This is a genomic window from Aliidiomarina quisquiliarum, assembly GCF_023922585.1.
In the GTDB taxonomy this organism is placed as follows: Bacteria; Pseudomonadota; Gammaproteobacteria; order Enterobacterales; family Alteromonadaceae; genus Aliidiomarina; species Aliidiomarina quisquiliarum.
This window is the reverse complement of the sequence record NZ_JAMFTN010000017.1, coordinates 71891-93168: the sequence shown is the minus strand read 5'-3', so window position 1 is coordinate 93168 and position 21278 is coordinate 71891. Positions and strand designations below refer to the sequence as shown.

The following is a 21278-nucleotide window of genomic DNA, read 5'->3' as shown; positions in this document are numbered from 1 at the left end:
AGCCCATGTACTTCAGTATACGGTGGTAAAGAGACAATGTTAAAGTAACGGTCCATTCGTCGTTTAGGTGTTTTATGACAACCGCTGCACAACCTCAAACTAAAAAGGCACGCACTAGTTATCGCGCCTTACCAGACTTTTTCTTTGCCGACGCGCGCCCGTCGCCTGCCAAGGCGCCACAGTGGATTGCCTATAACCATGTGCTTGCTGCGGAGCTGCAACTTCCCACTGTGTTGGCCGCCAGCAGCAATGTACCCACGCCAACGGCTGAAGCGCTAGAAGTGTTTAGCGGCAATGCTGTGCCCGAATGGTCGCAACCCTTTAGCCAAGCATACGCAGGTCACCAGTTTGGCCATTTTAATCCACAATTAGGCGATGGCCGCGCCATAATGCTGTGTGAAGTGTTGAATCAAGCGGGTGAATTGCAAGATGTTCAGCTAAAAGGCGCTGGCCGCACTACCTTTTCTAGAAGCGGCGATGGCCGTTCGCCTATTGGTCCGGTGCTGCGTGAATACCTTGTTAGCGAAACCATGCACCAGTTAGGAGTACCTACCACTCGAGCATTAGCGGCGGTGGCCACCGGCAATTGGGTGTATCGAGAAAAAGCCGAGCCCGGTGCAATTTTAACTCGGGTAGCCTCAAGCCATATTCGGGTAGGCACCTTTCAATTTGCCGCTGTACACGGCGGCACTGAACGGGTTAAACAATTAGCCGATTATGTTATTCAACGCCACTACCCTGAACTTGCTGCAGCTGAAAACCCTTACTTAGAACTTATTGCCACCGTATTACAACGCCAAGCGAACCTGGTGGCCCACTGGATGAGCCTAGGTTTTATTCATGGTGTAATGAATACCGATAACACCAGCGTTTATGGTGAAACCATCGACTATGGTCCTTGCGCCTTTATGGACCACTATGCGGCGGCACAGGTGTATAGCTTTATCGACAAGCGCGGCCGCTATAGCTATGTGAATCAGCCTATTATTGCCCAGTGGAATGTCACTCGGTTTGCCGAGTCTTTAGCTGAGCTTATACGCTTGCCGACAGAGGCAGACGAAGCTTTACTGGCGCGCTTATCGGTTGTGCTCGACAGCTTCCAGCCTACTTATCAGCAATTATGGTTAACGAAGTTCGCGCAGAAAATTGGCATTCATGCCCCCCTTGCTAGCGACCGTTTGCTCATTGAAGATCTGCTGGAGCTATTTGAAACCCATAGTATCGACTTTACTTTAGGCTTTCGTTTATTAGCCCACGAGCTAAGCCCTAACGAGCATACACAAACAACCACCAACTTATTCAGCCAGCCAGAGCTATTTTCCGCTTGGAAAAGTCGTTGGCTGAAACGCGTCGATCATCGATCAAAAGCACTTATCGAACGAGTTAACCCGGCTATTATTCCGCGTAACCACTTTATTGCCAAAGCCATAAATGAAGCAAGCAGCAGCGGCAACCTGGCTATGTTCCAGGCACTATTAACCCAGCTACAAACACCATTCGACTCGGTTCATTTAACCACTGAACTTGCCCAGCCACCGGCCGCGGCTGAACAAATTGCCAATACCTTTTGTGGTACTTAATTTATTTAGCCTGAGGCTTTAATTTAACTGCGGTGCCGTACACCAATATTTCCGCCGCAGCCTGGGCTACCACCGAGGTGGAAAAGCGCATACCTACCACTGCGTCGGCCCCTAACGCTTGTGCTTCGGTAAGCATTCGTTCTATCGATTGCTCGCGGGCCTCGCCCATTAATTTAGTGTAATCGTGCAGCTCACCGCCCACTATATTCTTCAATCCAGCCATAATATCGCGCCCCACATGCCGGGCTCGAATAGTGTTACCACGAACTAACCCTAGTGTTGCTTCAATTTCGTGTCCTGCAACACTTTCAGTCGTTGCTACAAGTATGTCTTTCATTGTTTTACCTTCCTAAACTTATCCGTTTTTCGAGCTGTAAGGCGTTCGCGTAAAATAGCCAAAAATAGCAGTGCAAAGCCCGCATAAAAAATGCCTAGGGCGGCTCTTAACCACATGGGTTGCGAGCGATCAAACCATAAAGCTATACCCAGGTCCCACAATAAAAACCCACCAATTACCAAGCCAGCCCCAATAATAAGCACCCACGCCAATTTGATTAGCCAACCCGTATCTTTGGGGGTAGAAGCCACCACATTAGAGGTATGACTGTGCTGCTGGGCTAATAAGGCCGAGGCACAGGCAGGGCAGTTTTTTACATGCAATAACACTCGCTGCCTGTCTTGTTGAGTTAAGGCGTTAGTTAGCAAGTCAGTAAATACAGCCCGAGACTCTGCACAGACACTTGTTTCATTTGAACCTGTCATTGTTGTTCTTCCTCGTTAGCATAATAATCACCTAACTGTAAGTGTAGCGCATTAATGTTAGTTCTAGGTTGTTGTAATCAATACCTTCACTATACTTGTCTAATAAAAGTTAATTCTATGTGAAATTTTTATGCTAGAGTTTGGTTACGTGCGTATTATTTAATCTATTTGGCGACGCGACAGTTTCCATGGTTCTTTAGCTAGGCCAGTACCTCACGCATAAATTGCACCTTAAATATTAAAAATATAATAGAAGGCGTTCAATATGTTGCAAAGGTTTATTATCTCAGCCCTTGTTGCCGCAGTTGTGGCTATGCAAGCTGCTCCTGCATTGGCCCAATCTTCATCTGCTACCTTGGCATTACCCCAAATTATTCAACAAGGGCGCGACCAGCTAAGCACTCAGCGGGCCGACCAAGCCTTTGCTCTGTTTCGTCAATACGAGCCCATTCATGCTGGCAATCCCCAATTTGACTATTGGTACGGCGTGGCTGCCGTGCGCAGCGGCGAGCCCTTTGAAGCCTCGGTGGCCCTTGAGCGAGTTATTGCCAAGCAACCTCAGCATGCGGGGGCACGGCTTGAGCTAGTGGCCGTTTATATTCAACTGAACCAACTCGACTCGGCCGAGCGCCAGCTTAACTTTCTCGACACCCTAAATGCCCCCACACGAGCACAAGAGGCCATCGACCGCTTTCGCGTTATCGTCGCCCAGCGCCGGCAAAAAGGCACCGAAAGCCCTCGGCTTATTTCCTTGTCTATCGACATGGGCTACGACAGCAACTACTTAAATTACCCCGACAGTTTTGACTTGTTTGCCAACACCATTTTACAAGGCTTAGCTATTCTCGAAGCCGACAGCACCAGTTACACCAACGTACGCGGCATGGCATGGAAACGCTGGAATGCCCCCGACGGTACCTTTATGGAAGGCTCGTTACTTGCCCAAGCCCGTATCAACCATAACAGCGAAGCAAGCATTTTCGACACCAACATTGTTCATGGCGCTCTTTTCGTTGGTAGCCGTATTGGCAACGACAGCGAGCTTCGTTTTGGTTTAGAAGGCTCGCAGTTGTGGCTCGACAATGCCTCGTACCGTAGCCAAATAGGCCTCACCATTGGTTGGCAAAGCAGCCTTAATAAAGACCACGAGCTACTCGCCAATGGCGCCTTTCGCGAGTTTCGCTTTCACGAAGGCCGCAACGACTATATTGCTTGGTCGGGCGACGTAGAATGGCGTTATACCCTCAGCCCATTAGTGCGCTTACGAGCAAAGGCCGGCACCGACGTTGAGCTGGTTGTCAAAGAAATTTCCCGCCAAGGCGGCGACGCTACCAAATTGTTTGTTTCTGCCCATGCAGATTTCTTCCTCAGCCCCGGCAACCAAATATTAACCACGCTGGGTTATGAAAATCAGGAGTACAGCGACCTAGGCTTTGCTGTGTTTAATCATGGCCAAGCCGCTATTCGATCTGACGACAGTATTCGTGCTCGGGTCGAATGGATTTTCATGCCATCGCAACACTGGCGCTTTTCAGTGTTTGGCCAATATCGTAACCAAACATCGTCCGTCGACTTTTTTAAGCTAGACCAATCGTTAGTCCAAGGGAGTGTAACTTATGTTTTCTAAAATATTGGTGCTGCACTGTAAAACACCAAAGCAATTATTACGCATTAACGCCATAGGCTTAATGCTATTCAGCCTTTGCTTTGCTCCCTTGCTGCTATCTGCTTATGCACAAACCAGCAGCGAAACCGCTACCAATCAAGAAAACGTTGGTCAGCTTATGTTTGCTCATGGCAATGTCAGTCTAACTCGCGAACAACACACACAACCTGCCCAACGTGGCTTGGCATTATTTAATAGCGACATTATTCAAACTGAAGCGGCGTCAAGCGCACAAATCCGATTTCGAGACGACGCCCTAGTTGCTATTCGTCCCAATACGGTTTTTGCTATCTCTAGCTATCAATTCAACGAAAACGACCCCGCTTCCGGCGAACAAAAAACTCAGCTTCTACGGGGTAGCCTGCGCGCCATGACAGGTGCTATCGGTCGTGCCCGACCAGAGAACGTCGAATTCAAAACCCCTGTGGCCACCATGGGAATTCGTGGCACCGTGCTTACGGTGGTACACGTTCCGCCAGGCCAATCTAACCTTTACAACTTACCTAGCGGTACCTTCGTTATGGTTGAGCAAGGCTCGGTGCTCATCAGCAACACTGCCGGCGCACAAATGATTGGCATTGGAGAGTCTTTCTGGGTACCGGACGCCGATACCCCACCTATGCCTGCACCACCTGAAGCAGTAGAGTTTTTACAACAACAAAGCACCCAACCACAAGAAAGCGGCGACGATGAGGCCGACACGGTCAGCGATGACGATCTTGCCGACGACACCACCGCTGTTGTTGCCGCTGGCACTGGCCCGTCTGGTACGCCACTGCCAACAACATCACCCACTAATGATAGTACCCAACAAGCCGCCGAAGACGCCGGTAAAGACGCCGCCGACGAGGTGATAGAAGACCAACAACCCGATCCAGACCCGACACCTGATCCAGATCCAACTCCAACACCAGATCCAGATCCAACTCCAACACCAGATCCTGAACCTGAGCCCGACCCAGTACCAGAGCCTTTACCACCTTTTGGTCTTGGCTTTACTCCCCATGGCAGCTTAGCCGGACTAACCGAAGACGGGCAACGGCTGGTTATTAGTGCTATTACACCTGCGTTTACGTTTCTTGGCGGTAACGTTAATGAGGCTCAAGACGGTTACCTTAATAGCAGTACTTATTTTGCTAGCTCTAATTCAGACATAAACTGGGCTCGCTGGGCGAGTGGAAATTACAGCTTAACCAACTCACTAGGCGATGATATTGACAACAACCATGATTATTTACAGCTTTTTACCAATAACCCCATTTACGATTTAAGCGAAGCTAACTCAATTGCTAATACTTGGCACCTAAACCAACTTATTTCCTTTAGGTTGCCCATGGGCCCTGGTGTTTATATGGAGAATGGCAAACAGTTTAAAATCGGCCATACCAGTATGATCCAACTCGACTTCGGTCAGGGGGAAGCACACATTATCATTAGTTTTAGCTACGACAGTGGCCAAACAACAGACCGGTTAATGCTGGGCTCGGGTAGCATTATGGACCTATTTAATAGCTTCATCTTGCTACAAGAAACAGGTTCCAACCCTGTAATTGTTAACGGCACAAAAATAGTGGCGCTTATGAGTGGCCACGAAGACTGGGGAATAGACACGCTATTAGCTGCCTTAGAAATTATATTAAAAGACCCCAATACCGCCGAGGTTATTAAAGGCTATGGCATGATGGCTTTTATTAACGACTGTTTAGTGAACTTCCCTTGCCCGTTACTTGGGCCTGGACAAACCACCCCTAGCAATCTCGATATGATGCTAGGCGGTGCACTTGGTGGTAACACAGAAAAAATATTATTAACTAGCGCTGATCGAACTTGGCTTAATACTTTTGCTAGCTTGCCCGCTATCACAGCTCAGCAAGACACTTTATCTAATATGAATTTCCAAGCCTTAAATGCAGCCAAGCTTAATACTAATCAGCCCGAAGGCGGATATTATATTGATACCGAACATGGGCCTCTTTGGATTTTCTGGGGCCACTGGCAAGGCGAAGGTTATGAGCTGCTTGATGTCTATGACCACAACAACCCATTCGACAACACCAGTAATTATCACTTTATTTTCGCCAGTTATATTGTGCCGCATTCAGAACACCCACAAGCAGGCAATTTTAACTTCAATTACGCGGCGGGGTCTGGCCTTGTTTCGGATCACAATGGCCGAGTGATTCCATTAACTAATGGCACTATCACTGTCGACTTTGATCTCGCTAGTGTCGCAGTCATGCTGTTTTTCGATGACAACGGTGAACAACTCACCTTAGCCGGCAACAGCCAAAACTTATACAACTTCTTTGCACCCTATAGTGGCATTCAGCTTAATGGCCAAGGCTTTGACTCGGGGATAATTTATGCTGCCTTAGCTGGTGAAAACCTAGACGCTTTAATTGCCTTAATCGAAGCATATAAAAACGGTGAAACATTCCGTGGTACGGGCGCGTTCTTAGCCTACGAACCTCCACTTAGCCTGCCTGACGTTGGCGTAGGACTAACATTAGCCGGTTACTTCGAACGCATTCGAGATGAAGCGAATATAGAAATCGATGACGATGGCTTTTTATCTACCCTCATTCGGGTAAAAAATGACGCCATTAATTTTGAAGTCAGAATTAACAACGACCCTGATTTTAGCGGCAGAACAAACTTAAGTTATTGGAACCCTAATTCACAAAACCAGATAAATTGGGGCGCCTGGGCACCGGGCTCTTACGACTTGCTCGTAAGTTCAACCAATGAAAGCTTAAGCAATACCACCTACTTTCCTTATATGTTTGCCGACGAGCGGTTTGAAACTTTTAGTGCTTTAAATAGTGTATTAACAAGCGTGCATGCACAGCAAGACCTGCTCACCTTTAAGTTAGGCGGTGGTACTGGGGTGAACTTGTCGAACGCGGAACGTATTGAGTTAGGTGAAAACAGCCGTATCTTTGTCGACTTAAATAACGGCAACATGGGATTTGAACTCGACTTTACTTACTCCGCCGACCAAACCGCCGTACTCCGTACCTTATTCGGCTCGGGCACGGTGCAAGAGTTTTACGATAGCTTTATTGCCCTACAAGAAACCACTGCCGGCCAGCAAATTGTTAACCTTGCTCGCATGTACGGTACTTTTACTGGCAATGAAAATGCCGGTATAGACGCCTTACTTACAGGCCTCTACCTTGCGGTTCAAGACAACGGTGGCGAAGCAACTGGCTTCGGCTTGCACTATTTCCTGTACTGCTGGATGGGTAATTCTTGTGAAGTAGCACCTCCTTATGAGCCAAGCTTTACTGTACAAACCGGCTTAACCGAACGCGGTTTTATTTATAGTGGCCTCGGCTCACAAAGCGACACTCAAGTATCAAGGCTGCTAAGCACTACGCAATCAAGCAGCTTTAATGCGCCCACTAGCGTTCATTCAAATAAACTTCACTATGAATTCATTGGCACCATTAACAATATTACCGGTGGTGCGTTTAATACGGTGCATTACAACCCTTATTTACCCTGGGGTAAGTTTAGCTGGGGTAGTGTTGCTGCAGGTGATTACGCATTATACGACGCAGCAGACACCGACCATTTAAATCCTAATCATCCTACTCAACCGTTTAACTACGCGTTGTCGCAATCGCGCTCACTTAGCTATTCAAATGCGCAAGACCTATTCAGCAATCATTACAGTGGCTTGCTGAACTTCCGTTACTTAGGGGGTACAACAATTAATTTTGACGGTGGACAAACCATTCGCTGGACACCTGACTCAGAAATTTCGATTGATTTAAATACCGAACAATTAACTGCAACCTTCGCTTTTGAATTCTCTGAAGACCAATCGGCTTTAATTCGCAGCTTAGTTGGCAGCGGTTCCATTGAAGAGCTTTACAGCAGCTATATTGACTTGGCAGAAAATGGCAACGACCCTGTTATTCAATTTGCACGCTTAGTAGGTACGCTTACTGGATTTAACAGTACTATATTTCCATATTTCGGCGACGAATATGAGGTTAAAGCACTAGAAGGTATTTTGGCCGGCATGTTTATTGGCTTAAATGACCCCGACGGGCTAGAAAACTATGGCTTTGGTACCCTTGCCTTTCTTTATTGTCACTTAAATAACAACTGTGACTTTACTGATTTACCGCTTATACCTGGTTATAACCTCACAAACGCGGGCATGCTTATTCGCCATTTCAATGTTTTAACAGAAAGCGAACAGCTTCGCCTTACCAGCTTTGGTACCGGTATTGCACCTACAGAGCTGCACACTTCAAGCTATTCCTTTGTAGCCAATAGTACCGCAACACCATTTGAAATGGACACCGTTACCATTCCCGACCATTTAAATTACACCGCTACAAACATTGCTTGGGGAGTATGGGAACCAGGTAGTTATAGCTTAACCAACGCCTTTGGCCAGTCCATGCCAAACCACCACTACATGCCATACATGTACTCAGCAAATACTATCGAAGACAGTTGGCTGGTCGATAGTTTGATCAATTATAGTTACGCCAACCATGCGCCATTAGTCTTTGATCTCTACGCTGGCCCTGGCATGTCACTACTTAACCGCAAGCGACTCGAGCTTAATCCGAACAGCGTTATAATCGTTAATCCTAATGCTACCTCGGGCTCAGCTACATCACCTGAGGTGACTATATTTTTGAACTTCATCTACGACCCCGACACCTTAGATCAGCACTTTAGCGTATTCTCAAACGCCAGAATGATAGATCTTTATGGTGAAGCAGGGGTTTTGCTCTATTCGGCCGACGACAACACTATTTTCAATACAGGTCGATTCCATGGCAGTTTTGTTGCTAACCAAAACCAAACTGCCTTAGATGCGCTCATGGCAGGTATTTTCCTAAACTTATGGGATGAAACCGACCAAGAAAATGTAGACGCCTACGGTATGTTCTTATTTATGAACTGCTTATACAACGAGATGTGCCAAACAACGCAATACCCAGGGCAATACACTGTTGCTCAGTATTGGCTAGGTAGTTCCGAAGCGCTCACTTTTGGCCGCAATGACGACTTAGCAACGCGTGAACTTGTTATCACGTCTTCAGCTGACCATTCAAAAATAAAACTACAAGAAAACGTTATGCCGTTACTTATTGAACAACTAAGTGATAGCAACTTTTGGTTCTCTGTCGACTCGTACTTTCTCGATTCAGCCTTTAACCTTGATAACTTTCACAGTGAACGCTTTGCTACTAACCATGGGGGCCATGAAAGTGATACGGGCGTAATCTGGGGATATTGGGAGCCTAACTCGTATTACTTAGGCTACGAAGACCCTGATCAAAACGATACCTACAATGCAAACAGCAACTATCATTATATTATTCTTGAAGAGCCAACCAGCGTTAGCCAGCTAAGTTACTTAAGTAGCATGGGTACAGTAAGTTACGATCTGGCGGGCACACATTTTTCACTTACCAATGCAAGTAGCGGCACCACCCTTGGCATGAATTCAGGCCAATTTGCGGTGAACTTCGTTGATGCTACCTTCGATATTTTCTTAGGTTTCGAAGACACCTCAACCCTAGAGGCATTACAACAAGACGTGTTCAACTTATTCGACAACAATACTGTCGACTTACTTGGCACAGGTATTTTCGATAGAGGCCAACTTACCGGCCGCTTCTTCGGTGCTGAAGCAGAAGGCATTGCCGCCATTATCGAGGGCATTACCGCTTCGGAAGAAATTCTGCGCGGCATTGGTATCTTTACCCGCGAGCCTTAATAAACACGCCCTTAATAACGTGATAAAACCAAGAGGTCAGCTATTGCTGACCTCTTTTCTTTGCGTTTAAAAAAAGAGCCTGCCATACTGCCTAAAAGCTTTCACCACGAGGTTATTATGCGCCCTACAAACACATTGTTTACCCTAACCAAAATTGCGGTTGCCACCGCTTTCCTAAGCTATGGCATGATTACCACCGCGGCGGCTGAATCTGGCGCTGTGCGTATTTCCCCCCAACTTGAACAACAAGTCATCAAGTGGCGCCGCGACTTTCACCAACACCCTGAACTGAGCAACCGCGAATTTCGTACTGCCCGTGTGGTGGCCGAGCAGCTTGAGTCTTTTGGTTTAGAAGTACAAACAGGCATTGCTCACACAGGCGTGGTGGCCATGCTGCGTGGCGGTAAACCAGGGCCAACTATTGCGCTGCGTGCCGACATGGACGCCTTACCGGTAGTGGAACAAACCGATGTGCCCTTTAAGTCGGTAGCCATTGGCGAATACCGCGGTAATGAAGTGGGCGTTATGCATGCCTGTGGCCACGACTTACATATTTCCATGTTGCTTGGTGCCGCTGAGTACTTGTCGAAAAACAAAAGCAGCGTGCAAGGCAATGTCATGTTTATTTTTCAGCCTGCTGAAGAAGGCGCGCCCGGTGACGAAGAAGGCGGTGCTGAGCTCATGCTAAAAGAAGGCTTGTTTAGCGCCGTAAAACCAGAGGCAGTGTTTGGCATTCATGTGTGGAGCCCACTAAATACAGGTGAAATTGGTTACCGTTCAGGGCCCCTTATGGCGTCGTCCGACCGCTTTCATATTAATGTGAAAGGTCAGCAAACCCATGGCTCGCGCCCTTGGGGTGGTGTTGACCCTATTGTCGCGGCAGCGCAAATTATTAATAACGTGCAAACTTTGGTGAGCCGTCAAATAGACATTACCAAAGCGCCAGCAGTGGTCAGTTTCGGTGTTGTGGAAGGTGGTGTACGGAACAATATTATTCCCGACGAGGTGTATTTAGAAGGCACTATTCGTAACTTCGACATGGACAATCGAGCCGAGATCTTCAAGCGCTTACGTATTAGCGCAGAACATACAGCACAAAGCACCGGTGCCACCGCCGACGTACATATTCATGAAGGCTACCCGGTTACCTACAACAACCCCACCCTAACCATGAGCATGTTGCCCACTATGCAGCGAGTTGCTGGCAGCGCTAATGTGAAAGAAAGCGCCCTAACAACAGGCGCAGAAGACTTTTCTTTCTATGCACAAGAAACCCCTGGCTTATTTGTATTCTTAGGGGTAACTCCGCACGGGCAGAATGCCGCCGAAGCCCCTAGCAACCATTCACCGTTCTTTTATGCCGACGAAGGTGCGCTGAAAACAGGCACCGAGCTGTATATTAACTGGGTGTTCGATTACCCGAAGGCTTCAAGTCATTAAAGCCTGTTCAAAGTAACCACGGGGTAAGGTAGTGCCAACAAGCTTTGGTGCTCCTCCTGTAAAAAACGAATAACCGATTGGGCGTCTACCGCACAATCGGTTTCTTTTTTAGCGCACTCTGGCCCTTGCTGTTTATATAGGGTGTGTAGCTTGCCGTCGGCTGTTTGCCGCACTTTTGCAACCTCGTACACCTGTGGCTTACCATTCACTAGCACCACATCGAGCCGATCTGAGCCATGCTGCTGGGCTTCATACAGGTTAGTCCAGCCGTCATTGCCTGCTGCGCTATAACTACTGGTCACCACGTTATAGGTCGCCTCTGGCTGCAATGGCTGCCATTGGGGGTCGTAAAGGCTGCCACGGTTTACTTCTAACTGCGTAACTTCACCTAAACCAACGGCCTCGTTAAAGCTGTAGCGCAAGTTACCGCCGTAGGGGAATTTTCCATCATGGGCATTAGGCACCAATGTTTGCCGAATGGTGTCTTCTAATAAGGCTTTTACTTGCGCACCAGTTAAGCTAACCACGGCCAAATGCGAGGCAAAAGGCAGCATTTCTAAACTTATATTGCCTTCCCGTAACTCGCCTTGATTAATGGCAGTGCGAATACCCCCTGCGCCCACTAAGGCAAAGTCGGGCACTCGGCCAGTTACCTGTTGTACTTCAGGCCGCATAAACCATCGGTATTGTGCATACGCCACTAAAGGCGCTAGCTGCGACCCATGCTTATCTGAATTATTACTACCTGGGCGGCGTGCATGCATAATATTTTGCGGAACAAAACCTATCACCTCGCCGAAGGAAGCTTCTAGCTCGGGCTTATAATGCTTATTAATGTGCTGACGTAAATTGGGCTCTTCCGCCACCATGGCAATGTTAATTTGCTGCCGCACAAACTGCGCCACCTGCGCCTGCGTTGGCTCGCTAAAGCGCTCGCTGGCTAACTGTGTGGCTTGGCTATAAAACTGCTGGTCAATTAATAACGTATTGGTGCCACTACACTCGGCCAGTTTACCTTTTGTGTCGAACACTACGCGCACTAGCCCCATGGCTTGCGCATATTCTCCAGCTTGCACAATACAGGTACGGGTACTGCCATTGGGGTTGGTAATTTGCTCCGCATAAGGGCCTTGGTTGCCCCAATCAAGCTCGGTAAAGTCGCCCAACAGGGTATGTGAGTGCCCACCAACAATAATGTCAATACCATTTACTTCGCTGGCTAAACGCTGATCGAGCCCCAACCCAATGTGGGTTACTGCCACAATATTCTGTACCCCTGCTGCTTCCAAGGTATTTACCGTGTGTTGAGCGCTGGTTACCATATCCAAAAAGCGTACATCGCCGGTGTTTGGCGCTATGTTGGGCATATCGTCTAAAACCACACCAAATACAGCCACCACCTGTTGGTTTTTGGGTAGCTGGTTTAGGCTGGCCACTTTGGTTTTATTCCCTTGCTGGTCGAAGGCAAACAGCACATAAGGCCGTAAGTTAGTTTGTTCGCGCAGGTGCTGGTCGGCACTGGTGTCCACATTGGCGGCTAAAACAGGAAAATGAACACTGCCAATAAATTCATTGAGCAGCTGGTTATTTAAATCGAACTCGTGGTTACCCAGCGCCATGGCGTCTAAGCCAAACCGATTCAAAATATCCGCATTCATACGGCCTTCATTCAATATAAAGTAACCCGTGCCTTGCCAAGCATCGCCACCATGTAAAAACAACAAATTATACCCCTGCTCTGCAGCTACAACACGGTGCTGCTTTATTTGGCTTAATAGCCGCGGGTGGCCACCAAATTCCGTGTGCACTTTTAATGTTGTGTTATCAGCCTGAGCAGTAAATGCACTACGAATTGGGTCAAAAGCAGAATGGGTGTCGTTCACATGGGCAATATACAATTCGAACGGCGCAGCAGCTCTTTGTTGTTGGTTTGGTTTTGCCAAGTCGGCGCAACCGGTCATTAACCCCGAGAAAAGAATCAGGCTAGTTATGGCCGTAGTTTTAATAGGGCCCCATGGTTGCAAGTGCTTCATGTTTGTTTATTTTCCCTTCAAAGCGAAGCCAACATACTACAACAGAAGCACCCACAGTTTAAGCGCCGCTTAGGGCTGCCTTTATTTCCCCGTTAGGCGGCGTGCAAATGAAATAGCATAGGCCGGCGAACGAATTTTAAGCACGGCGTCGTCGCTGCTACGCACACCAGCACTGATAATATTGGGATCAAAATTAATAGGGGTACAAGCTTCACCCCCTGAAGTAGTCACTTTTAACGTGCCAAGCAACACCCGCTCACGTTCTTCAGGCCATGTCTGTGAAGGATCAAGTAAATTATCGCCTTCTTCAGCCAAGGTAATATAGTAATCAAAGTAAGCGGGTGCAGTAGCGAGCTCGTCCTGCAAGCGCGCTGCCAAGAAGTCATTACCAAGTGCGTCCAAATCCGTTTCATCTAAACCATGATAACCATCACGAGCTTCCAATGAATAGCGTGCTGGCACTTCCACGCCAGCCTCATTTTTAAAGAAAAATGTATGCACACCATAGTAATGCACGTCTTTATAACTACGTGGTATTGGGTTATTCATCAGCCAGTCGGCTTGCGGTTGAGTATCGGGGTATGCCGCGCGATAGGCTGCCACTCGTGCTGGATCTCGTTTCCCCTGTTCATCAGGTGCACCTGCGCGCATTAAACCTAAAAAACTTTCCGGACTATTGGCGCCAAACATAGGTGTACTTAACATAGCGATATGGTGCACACCGCCGTTTGGTAAGGAAAACTTCACCCCTAAACCACGTGGCGACCTTGAGCTATCTGGCACAATGGGGTTTTGACCCGCCATTGAAAAGCGCATCACGGCCGGTATTGTGGCACCACTAAATAGTAGCGAATTGGTGTATAGGGCGGCTTGTTCTGACCCTACAAACTCACCAACTGCACAGACACCTTTAGCATGCCCTTTACGAATGCCCGGGTGTTTGCCACCACTTTTTTCAAACACCTCAATTAAGTCTTGCGCATTGGCATGTTGTGGTTGGGTTGGTAACTGCTCTGCAGCTACTAGGTGTGGCATTGTTGCGGCAACAAAAAGTACCGCGAGTGATTTTATAGTCATTATTCTGCACACCTATAGGCTGATTAAAACGCGAGTTGAAACTCTCATACGAGAAAGTAAGCAGAAATAGATCCATTGTTTCAGTTAATATAGTTCAATAACTTACATATTGTTGAAAGGAGCTCTAATATTTCACATCTAATTCCTGGCCCGCGTGACTTATGGTTTCTTCCTTTAGGTGGTACTGGCGAAATAGGCATGAACTTAAACCTATTTGGCCATGCTGGCCAATGGCTTATGGTTGACTGTGGCATTACCTTTCAAGAGCCCCTCGACCCCACCAACACCCAGCCTAGCCCTAGCGAAGTTTTCGACGTGGTTGCCGCTGATCCTGAATTTATTGTGCAACACAAAGAGCACCTCGCTGGCATTGTTATTACCCACGCCCATGAAGATCACGTGGGTGCCATTCCCTATTTATGGCAGCGTTTTCAGGTGCCTATTTATACCACTGCCTTTACCGCCGAGGTGTTACGCCGCAAGTTAGCTCAAACCAAACTTGCCGATAAAGTGCCTATTGTGGTGGTCAATACTGGCGACACTCAGCGTATTGGCGTATTCGACGTACAATGGTTAGCGATTACTCACTCTATTCCTGAGCCACACGGATTAATGATTAAAACCCCTGCGGGGAGTATTTTTCATACGGCCGACTGGAAAATAGACACTGATCCTGTGGTAGGTAAAGGCTTTCAAAGCCGTCCCTTTAAACGCATGGGCGAGCAGAACATAACTGCCATGGTATGCGACTCTACCAATGCTTTACGACCAGGCCATTCTATTTCAGAAAATGCCTGCTACCCCGGTTTAAAAAGCCTAATTGAAAGTGCCGAAGGTCGCGTGGTGGTTAGTTGCTTTAGTAGTAACATTGCCCGCTTACTTACCCTTGGCCGTATTGCTAAAGAAACCGGCCGCTATATGGCATTAATGGGCCGTTCGCTACAAAATATGGTAAGCATTGCCCGCGTTACCGGCCACTGGGACGAAAGCATTCCCCTAGCAGAGCAGCGGCACATTGGTTTTTTACCGCGCAATGAAATTCTTGCCGTAGCCACAGGCAGCCAAGGTGAACCGCGTGCGGCATTACAACGCCTTGCCAACGACTCGTTTCGCGACCTGAATTTAGATAAGGGCGACCGCATACTCTTTAGTTCCATGATTATCCCTGGTAACGAAGAGCCGATTAAAAACCTAGTGAAAGCTCTGAAAGCCCGAGGCTTTGAAGTATTTCAAGCCCACGAAACGGAACTGCCTATTCACGCCAGCGGCCACCCCTGCCAAGACGAACTGCGCCAATTATACTCGTGGGTAAAACCACAAATAGCTATTCCAGTGCATGGTGAAGCCGAACATATTGCAGCAAGCGCCGCTATTGCCAAAGAATGTGGTGTGCCCATACAAATGGCAGGATTAAATGGCGACCTTTATGTACTTGCACCCGAACCAGAATTACGTCGTAATATGGTGCGTACCGGCCGAATACCGCTTGTTCAATAAGGACCTTGTATGAAAACACCAGATATTGTTACCTTCACCATTAATCCAGCCATTGATGTGTTTGGTGTTACCGATGAAATTTTTGATGACAGCAAAAGCCGTTGCCAAAAAGCCTCGTCGTTACCCGGTGGCGGTGGCATTAACGTTGCCCGTAATATTCACCGTATGGGCAGCGCAGTGGCGGCAGTGTTTCCTGCCGGCGGATTGAATGGTGAGTTACTTAAAAAGCTAATTCAAGCCGACGGTACGCCCTTTAAAGCTGTTGATATTGCCGACGAAACGCGGCAAAACTTTGCTATTACTGAAACCAAACGCCATATTATGCATCACTTTGTGTTTCCTGGCCCAACACTCACCGAAGCCGAATACACTGCCTGCCTTGAAACACTATTCAGCTTTAGCCCAGCGCCTAAATATATGGTGCTCAGCGGTAGTATTCCTGCCGGTATGCCCAACGACTTTTATAAAAAAATAACCCTTCAAGCAAAACAACAAGACATAAAAATTGTCCTCGATACCTCAGGCCCGGCGCTTTCAGAAAGCTTATTTACCGGTGCTTATTTAGCCAAACTAAACCGCCGCGAATTTGCCTCGCTTGGCTACGACGAACATGTGTCGGTAGAAGAATTGCAGAAACAAATGAAAGACTTGGTTGATCGCGATGCCGTCGATGTGCTCATAGTCACCCTAAACCGTGGCGGTGCAGTGCTAGTGAGTAAGTGCGGTGAGTCGTGCTTTTTCGAAGCCCCTAAAGTTCATATTGTTAGCCACGTAGGCGCCGGCGACAGCTTCGCTTCAGCTTTGGTGCACCAGTTAAATAAAGGCACACCACTAAAACGCGCCACCCATTATGGTGTAGCCGCCGCCGCAGTAACCGTGCAGTTAGAAGGCAACCAACTGCACGATTTAAACTGGCTCGAACGTATGGTCACCGAAGTTGTAGAACACCCGCTGTAGGTCATGCATGGCATGACGTTAACCACCGAGCGGCGTAAGGCGGTGCCTTACCTACGGGGCCATTGACAACCACCGCCGTAGGTCATGCATGGCATGACGTAAAGGCATTGCCTGCCGTTAAATGCATTGCCTGGCGTTAAACATCCCAACGTAAGGCAATGCCTTACCTACGGTGCCATTGACAACCACCGCTGTAGGTCATGCATGGCATGACGTTAAATGCATGGCATGACGTTAAATGCATGGCATGACGCCAACGGTTATTACTGTGTTTGTGGTAACAACTTACGTATTTGTTCTAGGTATTCCTTACCGGCTTTACGTACTTGCTCATATTTGCCTGTTTCCGAGCCAATATGTACTTCCTCGAGCGTTTCGGCAATGGTTTCTAATTCTTCTTCAAGACGCTCTAAAGCATTTTCTAACGTATAAGTAAGCTGGTGTATTTCGGCCAATTTACGAATATCCATGTCATCGCTTGCAAGAATGGCTTCTAGCTTCTGGTTAAACTCCGTTAAATTTTTTACTGCTGCTTCAAGGGTTGGTGAAGCCTCGCCTTTATAATGTGAGATCCGATCGTCGTCGCTGGCAACTGCATCTTTTATAAACGCAGGGTTCATAAATAAGGTGCTCACCAGTGCCACGATTGCTACTGCAGATGTTAATTTCATTTTTTTCTCCATACCTTAGATGCCATTACAAATGAGAATGATTCTCATTATACTTGATTGGTTTGGAAATGCTACTACTAACCAAAGTCGGCGTGACGATAATCTTTGTAAATATCTCGCAAATCGTTCTTTTGTACTTTACCCGTGGCATTAATAGGCAGCGATTCTGCAAAAAGTACATCGTCGGGTATCCACCAGGTGGCTACTTTCCCTTCTAAGTACTTCAACAATTCTTCACCTTTAACCTGCACACCTTCCTTGGGCACCACAATCAATAACGGTCGCTCGTCCCACTTCGGGTGCGCGGTAGCAATCACCGCCGCCTGTAATATATCGGGGTGGCCCTGCACTATGTTTTCAATATCGCTCGAGCTAATCCACTCACCGCCTGACTTCACCAAATCTTTGGCGCGGTCCATAATACGCATGCAGCCATATTGATCGATCACGGCGATGTCGCCCGTATTAAACCAGTCGTTACCACGGCTGTCGGGTTGGTTAAAGTAGCCATCGCACACCCACAGCCCGCGAATATACAAATAACCTTGGGTTTTACCGTCCCATGGCAGTTCTGCTCCGGCGTCATCCACTATTTTAAGTTCAACGCCAAACACTGGGTAGCCTTGCTTTAAGCGTTGCGCGCGCTGCGCTTCGGCACTCCAACTTGTTGCAGCCATCGGCAATACCGTATTGCACGTACCCAGCGGGCTGGTTTCGGTCATGCCCCACGCATGGATAACATTAATGTTGTGCTCTTTGGTGTAGTAATCAAGTAAGTAAGGTGGGCAAGCGGTGCCACCAAACACCATACGCTCTAAGTGCGGCAATTGTTTACCCGACTTCTGTAAATACTGCGCCATACCTGCCCAAACTGTTGGTACACCAGCAGTTAGCGTCACTTTTTCAGCAATAAGCATGTCTGTTAACGCTTCAAAGTCCATTACCTTCGGGCCAGGGAACACTATTTTGGTACCCACCATGGCGCACACAAAGGGAATGCTCCAAGCATTAATATGGAACATAGGCACTACGGGTAAAATAACCGAGTTTCGGCCCATACCTAACGCATCTGGTTGGCTCAGCGACATGGCATGTAACAACATAGTGCGATGTGAATACAGCACTCCTTTAGGGTTGCCCGTGGTACCCGAGGTGTAGCACAGAGCTGCTGCTTGGTTTTCGTCAGTGTCTTCCGGCCATGGGTAGGTATTTGGTTGCGCCGCTATAAAGTCTTCATACATTAGGTACTCGCCAACGGCTGCTGCGTCAGACGTCATCACAATAATATGTTCCACGGTTTTTAACTGTGGCCGTATGGCGTCAATTAAAGGCACAAACATCGAATCAATAAACAACACCTTGTCGCTGGCGTCATTCATGATAAAAATCAGTTGTTCCGGGTGTAATCGCGGGTTAATCGTATGGGTGACAGCGCCATAACCACTAATGCCAAAATACAATTCAAAGTGGCGGAAGTCGTTCCAAGCAATAGTAGCCACCCGATCGCCACTTTTAAGTCCAATGCTTTTAAACGCATTGGCTAACTGAGCGGCGCGCTCTAATGCATCGCCTAAGGTGTAGCGATGCTGTGGGTGATCTGCTGTAACCGAAACAATTTCCGTATCGCTAAATAACCGACTGGCGTGGCGAATAACCGACTGAATGGTCAGCTGGTATGGCATCATTTGTCCTAGCATGGGTGACTCCCTGTTACTTTATAATTATGTTGTCACCCATACTATTACACTAAAATTGGTTCTTTTCACAAACAATGGTTTAACACCCATTTTTTGTGGCAACTTGGTGAACAAAAGAAAGGTGACTTATCTTTTCTGGGGGTGCACAAATTTAAAATGAACAAGCAGCTTACGTTATTAGGGTATAGCTATAACGAGGGTACGCTAACACTCGTATTAATGGCGCTTGGCTCACATAAGAATTTTTATCGTGACATTAAACGCAGTACTTAGTTGCTTTTCATGCCTACCACGTCAATTCTATAACTTATGCACATAACGTACATTCACAGCTCCATTCTGCGCAGACGAATACATTTCTACACTGATATATTTAGGCGAGCCCGAGGTGTAGCTAACTTCGACTGTTTGACTGTCTTTCCAAGCAAGTTTTACTTGAGTCCTGCATTCCGTATTAAAAACATATTCTCGCTTATCGTTAACCGTTCCCAGCTCTGATTCTGACTTAAGAATGGCGACTTTCTGATAGCAATAACCTGCACCACCACCCCCCATGTCTTTGTACGACACAGCTATAAATTCATTGTTAGGTGAGTGAACTACATCTCCTACTCGTAGCATCCCCTTGTCTAACAACCATGGAGCAAACAATAGGAAAAAGAAAGCCCACCCTAAAAGAGTAACCAGCCCAACCAAAGCTAAAATATTTCTAATAATTCCAAACAAAGCCACCTCCAAATATTCAGACTGTATTTTTATATACAAACACCCTAACCTAAACAACAGTAAATCAACAATCAATGGCGGCTTATGCCAGTAAAAAAATGGATTACTCAATACGCTGTAGCGTTACCACTTCTTTTAGCTTTGTTTGGAAGTGTTCAATATCTCAAGGGGAGGACGTTGGAGTATTCAATTCAATTTGGTATTTTTAGAAGCTGTAGCTAATACCTAGGTTGCCTTCGTCTTTTAAGTAGCCTGAGTTGTATTGGCTATAGTAAAACACGCTGAGTCGGTCAGTGAATTTATAGCGCAGTTGCAGTTCAACAAAATTCGATTCAGCAAGCACAAATTCGCGGCCGGCTAAAACATTTACTTGCCATTTATCTGTTTGCACCAAACCATAACCCGCTGAAATTCGTGCACCTGTGTCATTAAAGTTGCCGCTTTTATAATGCACGGCGCCTAAGCCCACTTTTATACGCTCATTAAAATGGTAATAGCCATTTGCTCGCACGAGGTAGTCTAAAAATGTAGTGGCCGAGCCTTCAATGCTATATTTGCTTCCAACTGGTGCGCTAAACACCACCGATGGGTTATTGGAACTTCCGTTACCGTACACACCCACTCCTACGAAACTGTCCTTGTCGCCCTGTTGAGATTGAGCATAGACTGGGGCGTAAGCACTTATACCCAAGGTAACTAGCGCAGAAAGTGCAATGTATTTAAATCCAATGTTAAAGTTTGGCATTCCTTTTCCCTTTTAAATAAATTCCTAAGTTGAACAGCTATATAAAACAAAAAATTACTTTGGCTACACCTAAAAAACACCCATGATATTAGCAATAGCAATAGCAATGCAGCATTATTTTCAAAACAGTCTTAAAGGCGCATCCATTTCTTCATGCAACACACGCACAACAATCACATGTTTGCCTTGTACTTGATAAAATACCGCATGTTGTTCCACCTGAAGTTTACGGTACCCCGCACGAGCATGTTCATAGTTTGTGCCAAGCTCCGGGTGCTCTAACAGTTGTTTCATTCCTACTTCTAGCTGATCTAAATATTTATCTGCCTGCTCAGCACTCCATTTTTCGCAGGTATATACCCAAATTCCAACAAGATCTGATTCCGCCTTTGGCGTAATAGTCAGCGTGCTCACTACTAATCGCCCTTCACTTTTTTACGCCCAGCCGCTTTAATAGCAGATATATCGAGCGGCTTGGGTTTACCGCTAGCCTCGCCTTCAGTAAGGGCCCGCTGCAGCATGGTAAGACGCTCTTTAGCTTGCTGATCTCTGCGAATCAGATGGCGAATATATTCACTATCATTTCCAAAATGGCCGCTTTCAACCTGGCCTTTCACCCAGTCGTCTTGCTGTTCAGTAAGGGTAATAGTTTTGCGTTGCATGCTCATTATAGCA

At 47.1% G+C, this 21278-nt stretch carries 17 protein-coding genes; 7 read left to right on the top strand and 10 right to left on the bottom strand.

Annotated features, from left to right (window positions below; genetic code table 11):
* Positions 1-74 precede the first annotated feature (74 nt).
* Positions 75-1580 carry a protein adenylyltransferase SelO gene (locus tag M1L23_RS06110; RefSeq protein ID WP_252626323.1) on the top strand — a complete coding sequence of 502 codons (1506 nt, stop codon included), beginning with the start codon at positions 75-77 and terminating at the stop codon, positions 1578-1580.
* Position 1581: 1 nt separating this feature from the next.
* Here the strand turns inward: M1L23_RS06110 and M1L23_RS06105 are convergent, their stop codons facing one another.
* Both M1L23_RS06105 and M1L23_RS06100 read right to left on the bottom strand, forming a co-directional pair.
* Positions 1582-1908, bottom strand: coding sequence for a YbjQ family protein (locus M1L23_RS06105; protein ID WP_252626558.1), 327 nt, complete (start codon positions 1906-1908; stop codon positions 1582-1584).
* Between the two features lie 5 nt (positions 1909-1913).
* The gene (locus M1L23_RS06100; RefSeq protein WP_252626322.1) at positions 1914-2342 is read right to left on the bottom strand and encodes a zf-HC2 domain-containing protein; all 429 of its coding nucleotides are present in this window, start codon (positions 2340-2342) and stop codon (positions 1914-1916) included.
* Positions 2343-2607: 265 nt separating this feature from the next.
* Here M1L23_RS06100 and M1L23_RS06095 point away from each other — a divergent pair, with 265 nt between their 5' ends.
* The 3 genes from M1L23_RS06095 to M1L23_RS06085 all read left to right on the top strand — a co-directional run bounded on the left by M1L23_RS06095 (position 2608) and on the right by M1L23_RS06085 (position 11200).
* Positions 2608-3969, top strand: coding sequence for a tetratricopeptide repeat protein (locus M1L23_RS06095; RefSeq protein ID WP_252626321.1), 1362 nt, complete (start codon positions 2608-2610; stop codon positions 3967-3969).
* Complete coding sequence (locus M1L23_RS06090) at positions 3959-9760, top strand: FecR family protein (protein ID WP_252626320.1); 5802 nt, start codon at positions 3959-3961, stop codon at positions 9758-9760. Before M1L23_RS06095 ends, M1L23_RS06090 begins: the two co-directional genes overlap by 11 nt.
* A 117-nt stretch (positions 9761-9877) precedes the next feature.
* The gene (locus M1L23_RS06085) at positions 9878-11200 is read left to right on the top strand and encodes an amidohydrolase (RefSeq protein WP_420840631.1); all 1323 of its coding nucleotides are present in this window, start codon (positions 9878-9880) and stop codon (positions 11198-11200) included.
* Here the strand turns inward: M1L23_RS06085 and M1L23_RS06080 are convergent.
* Complete coding sequence (locus M1L23_RS06080) at positions 11197-13233, bottom strand: bifunctional metallophosphatase/5'-nucleotidase (RefSeq protein WP_252626319.1); 2037 nt, start codon at positions 13231-13233, stop codon at positions 11197-11199. The two genes, M1L23_RS06085 and M1L23_RS06080, sit on opposite strands and share 4 nt — an antisense overlap.
* Positions 13234-13314: 81 nt before the next feature.
* The gene (locus tag M1L23_RS06075; protein WP_252626318.1) at positions 13315-14310 is read right to left on the bottom strand and encodes a catalase family peroxidase; all 996 of its coding nucleotides are present in this window, start codon (positions 14308-14310) and stop codon (positions 13315-13317) included.
* A gap of 198 nt (positions 14311-14508) precedes the next feature.
* Here M1L23_RS06075 and M1L23_RS06070 point away from each other — a divergent pair, with 198 nt between their 5' ends.
* The gene (locus M1L23_RS06070) at positions 14509-15807 is read left to right on the top strand and encodes a ribonuclease J (RefSeq protein ID WP_252626317.1); all 1299 of its coding nucleotides are present in this window, start codon (positions 14509-14511) and stop codon (positions 15805-15807) included.
* Positions 15808-15816: 9 nt separating this feature from the next.
* Complete coding sequence (locus M1L23_RS06065) at positions 15817-16764, top strand: 1-phosphofructokinase family hexose kinase (protein WP_252626316.1); 948 nt, start codon at positions 15817-15819, stop codon at positions 16762-16764.
* A gap of 263 nt (positions 16765-17027) precedes the next feature.
* On the opposite strand, the gene M1L23_RS06060 is transcribed toward M1L23_RS06065, so the two are convergent.
* The gene (locus M1L23_RS06060) at positions 17028-17435 is read right to left on the bottom strand and encodes a DUF6746 family protein (RefSeq protein WP_252626314.1); all 408 of its coding nucleotides are present in this window, start codon (positions 17433-17435) and stop codon (positions 17028-17030) included.
* A gap of 77 nt (positions 17436-17512) precedes the next feature.
* The gene (locus M1L23_RS06055) at positions 17513-19132 is read right to left on the bottom strand and encodes a long-chain fatty acid--CoA ligase (protein WP_252626312.1); all 1620 of its coding nucleotides are present in this window, start codon (positions 19130-19132) and stop codon (positions 17513-17515) included.
* Positions 19133-19225: 93 nt separating this feature from the next.
* On the opposite strand from M1L23_RS06055, the gene M1L23_RS06050 reads away from it, so the two are divergent.
* Complete coding sequence (locus M1L23_RS06050; protein ID WP_256473617.1) at positions 19226-19405, top strand: type II toxin-antitoxin system RelE/ParE family toxin; 180 nt, start codon at positions 19226-19228, stop codon at positions 19403-19405.
* Between the two features lie 27 nt (positions 19406-19432).
* On the opposite strand, the gene M1L23_RS06045 is transcribed toward M1L23_RS06050, so the two are convergent.
* The 4 genes from M1L23_RS06045 to M1L23_RS06030 all read right to left on the bottom strand — a co-directional run bounded on the left by M1L23_RS06045 (position 19433) and on the right by M1L23_RS06030 (position 21271).
* Entirely contained in the window at positions 19433-19858 is a 426-nt protein-coding gene (locus M1L23_RS06045) for a hypothetical protein (RefSeq protein WP_252626308.1), read from the bottom strand.
* Positions 19859-20063: 205 nt separating this feature from the next.
* Positions 20064-20603 (bottom strand): PD-(D/E)XK nuclease family protein, encoded by a 540-nt coding sequence (locus M1L23_RS06040; RefSeq protein ID WP_252626306.1) that lies wholly within the window; start codon positions 20601-20603, stop codon positions 20064-20066.
* 120 nt (positions 20604-20723) lie between these two features.
* Positions 20724-21017, bottom strand: a complete 294-nt coding sequence (locus M1L23_RS06035; protein WP_252626303.1) for a type II toxin-antitoxin system RelE/ParE family toxin — start codon at positions 21015-21017, stop codon at positions 20724-20726.
* 2 nt (positions 21018-21019) lie between these two features.
* Complete coding sequence (locus tag M1L23_RS06030) at positions 21020-21271, bottom strand: type II toxin-antitoxin system ParD family antitoxin (RefSeq protein ID WP_252626301.1); 252 nt, start codon at positions 21269-21271, stop codon at positions 21020-21022.
* Positions 21272-21278: the final 7 nt, after the last annotated feature.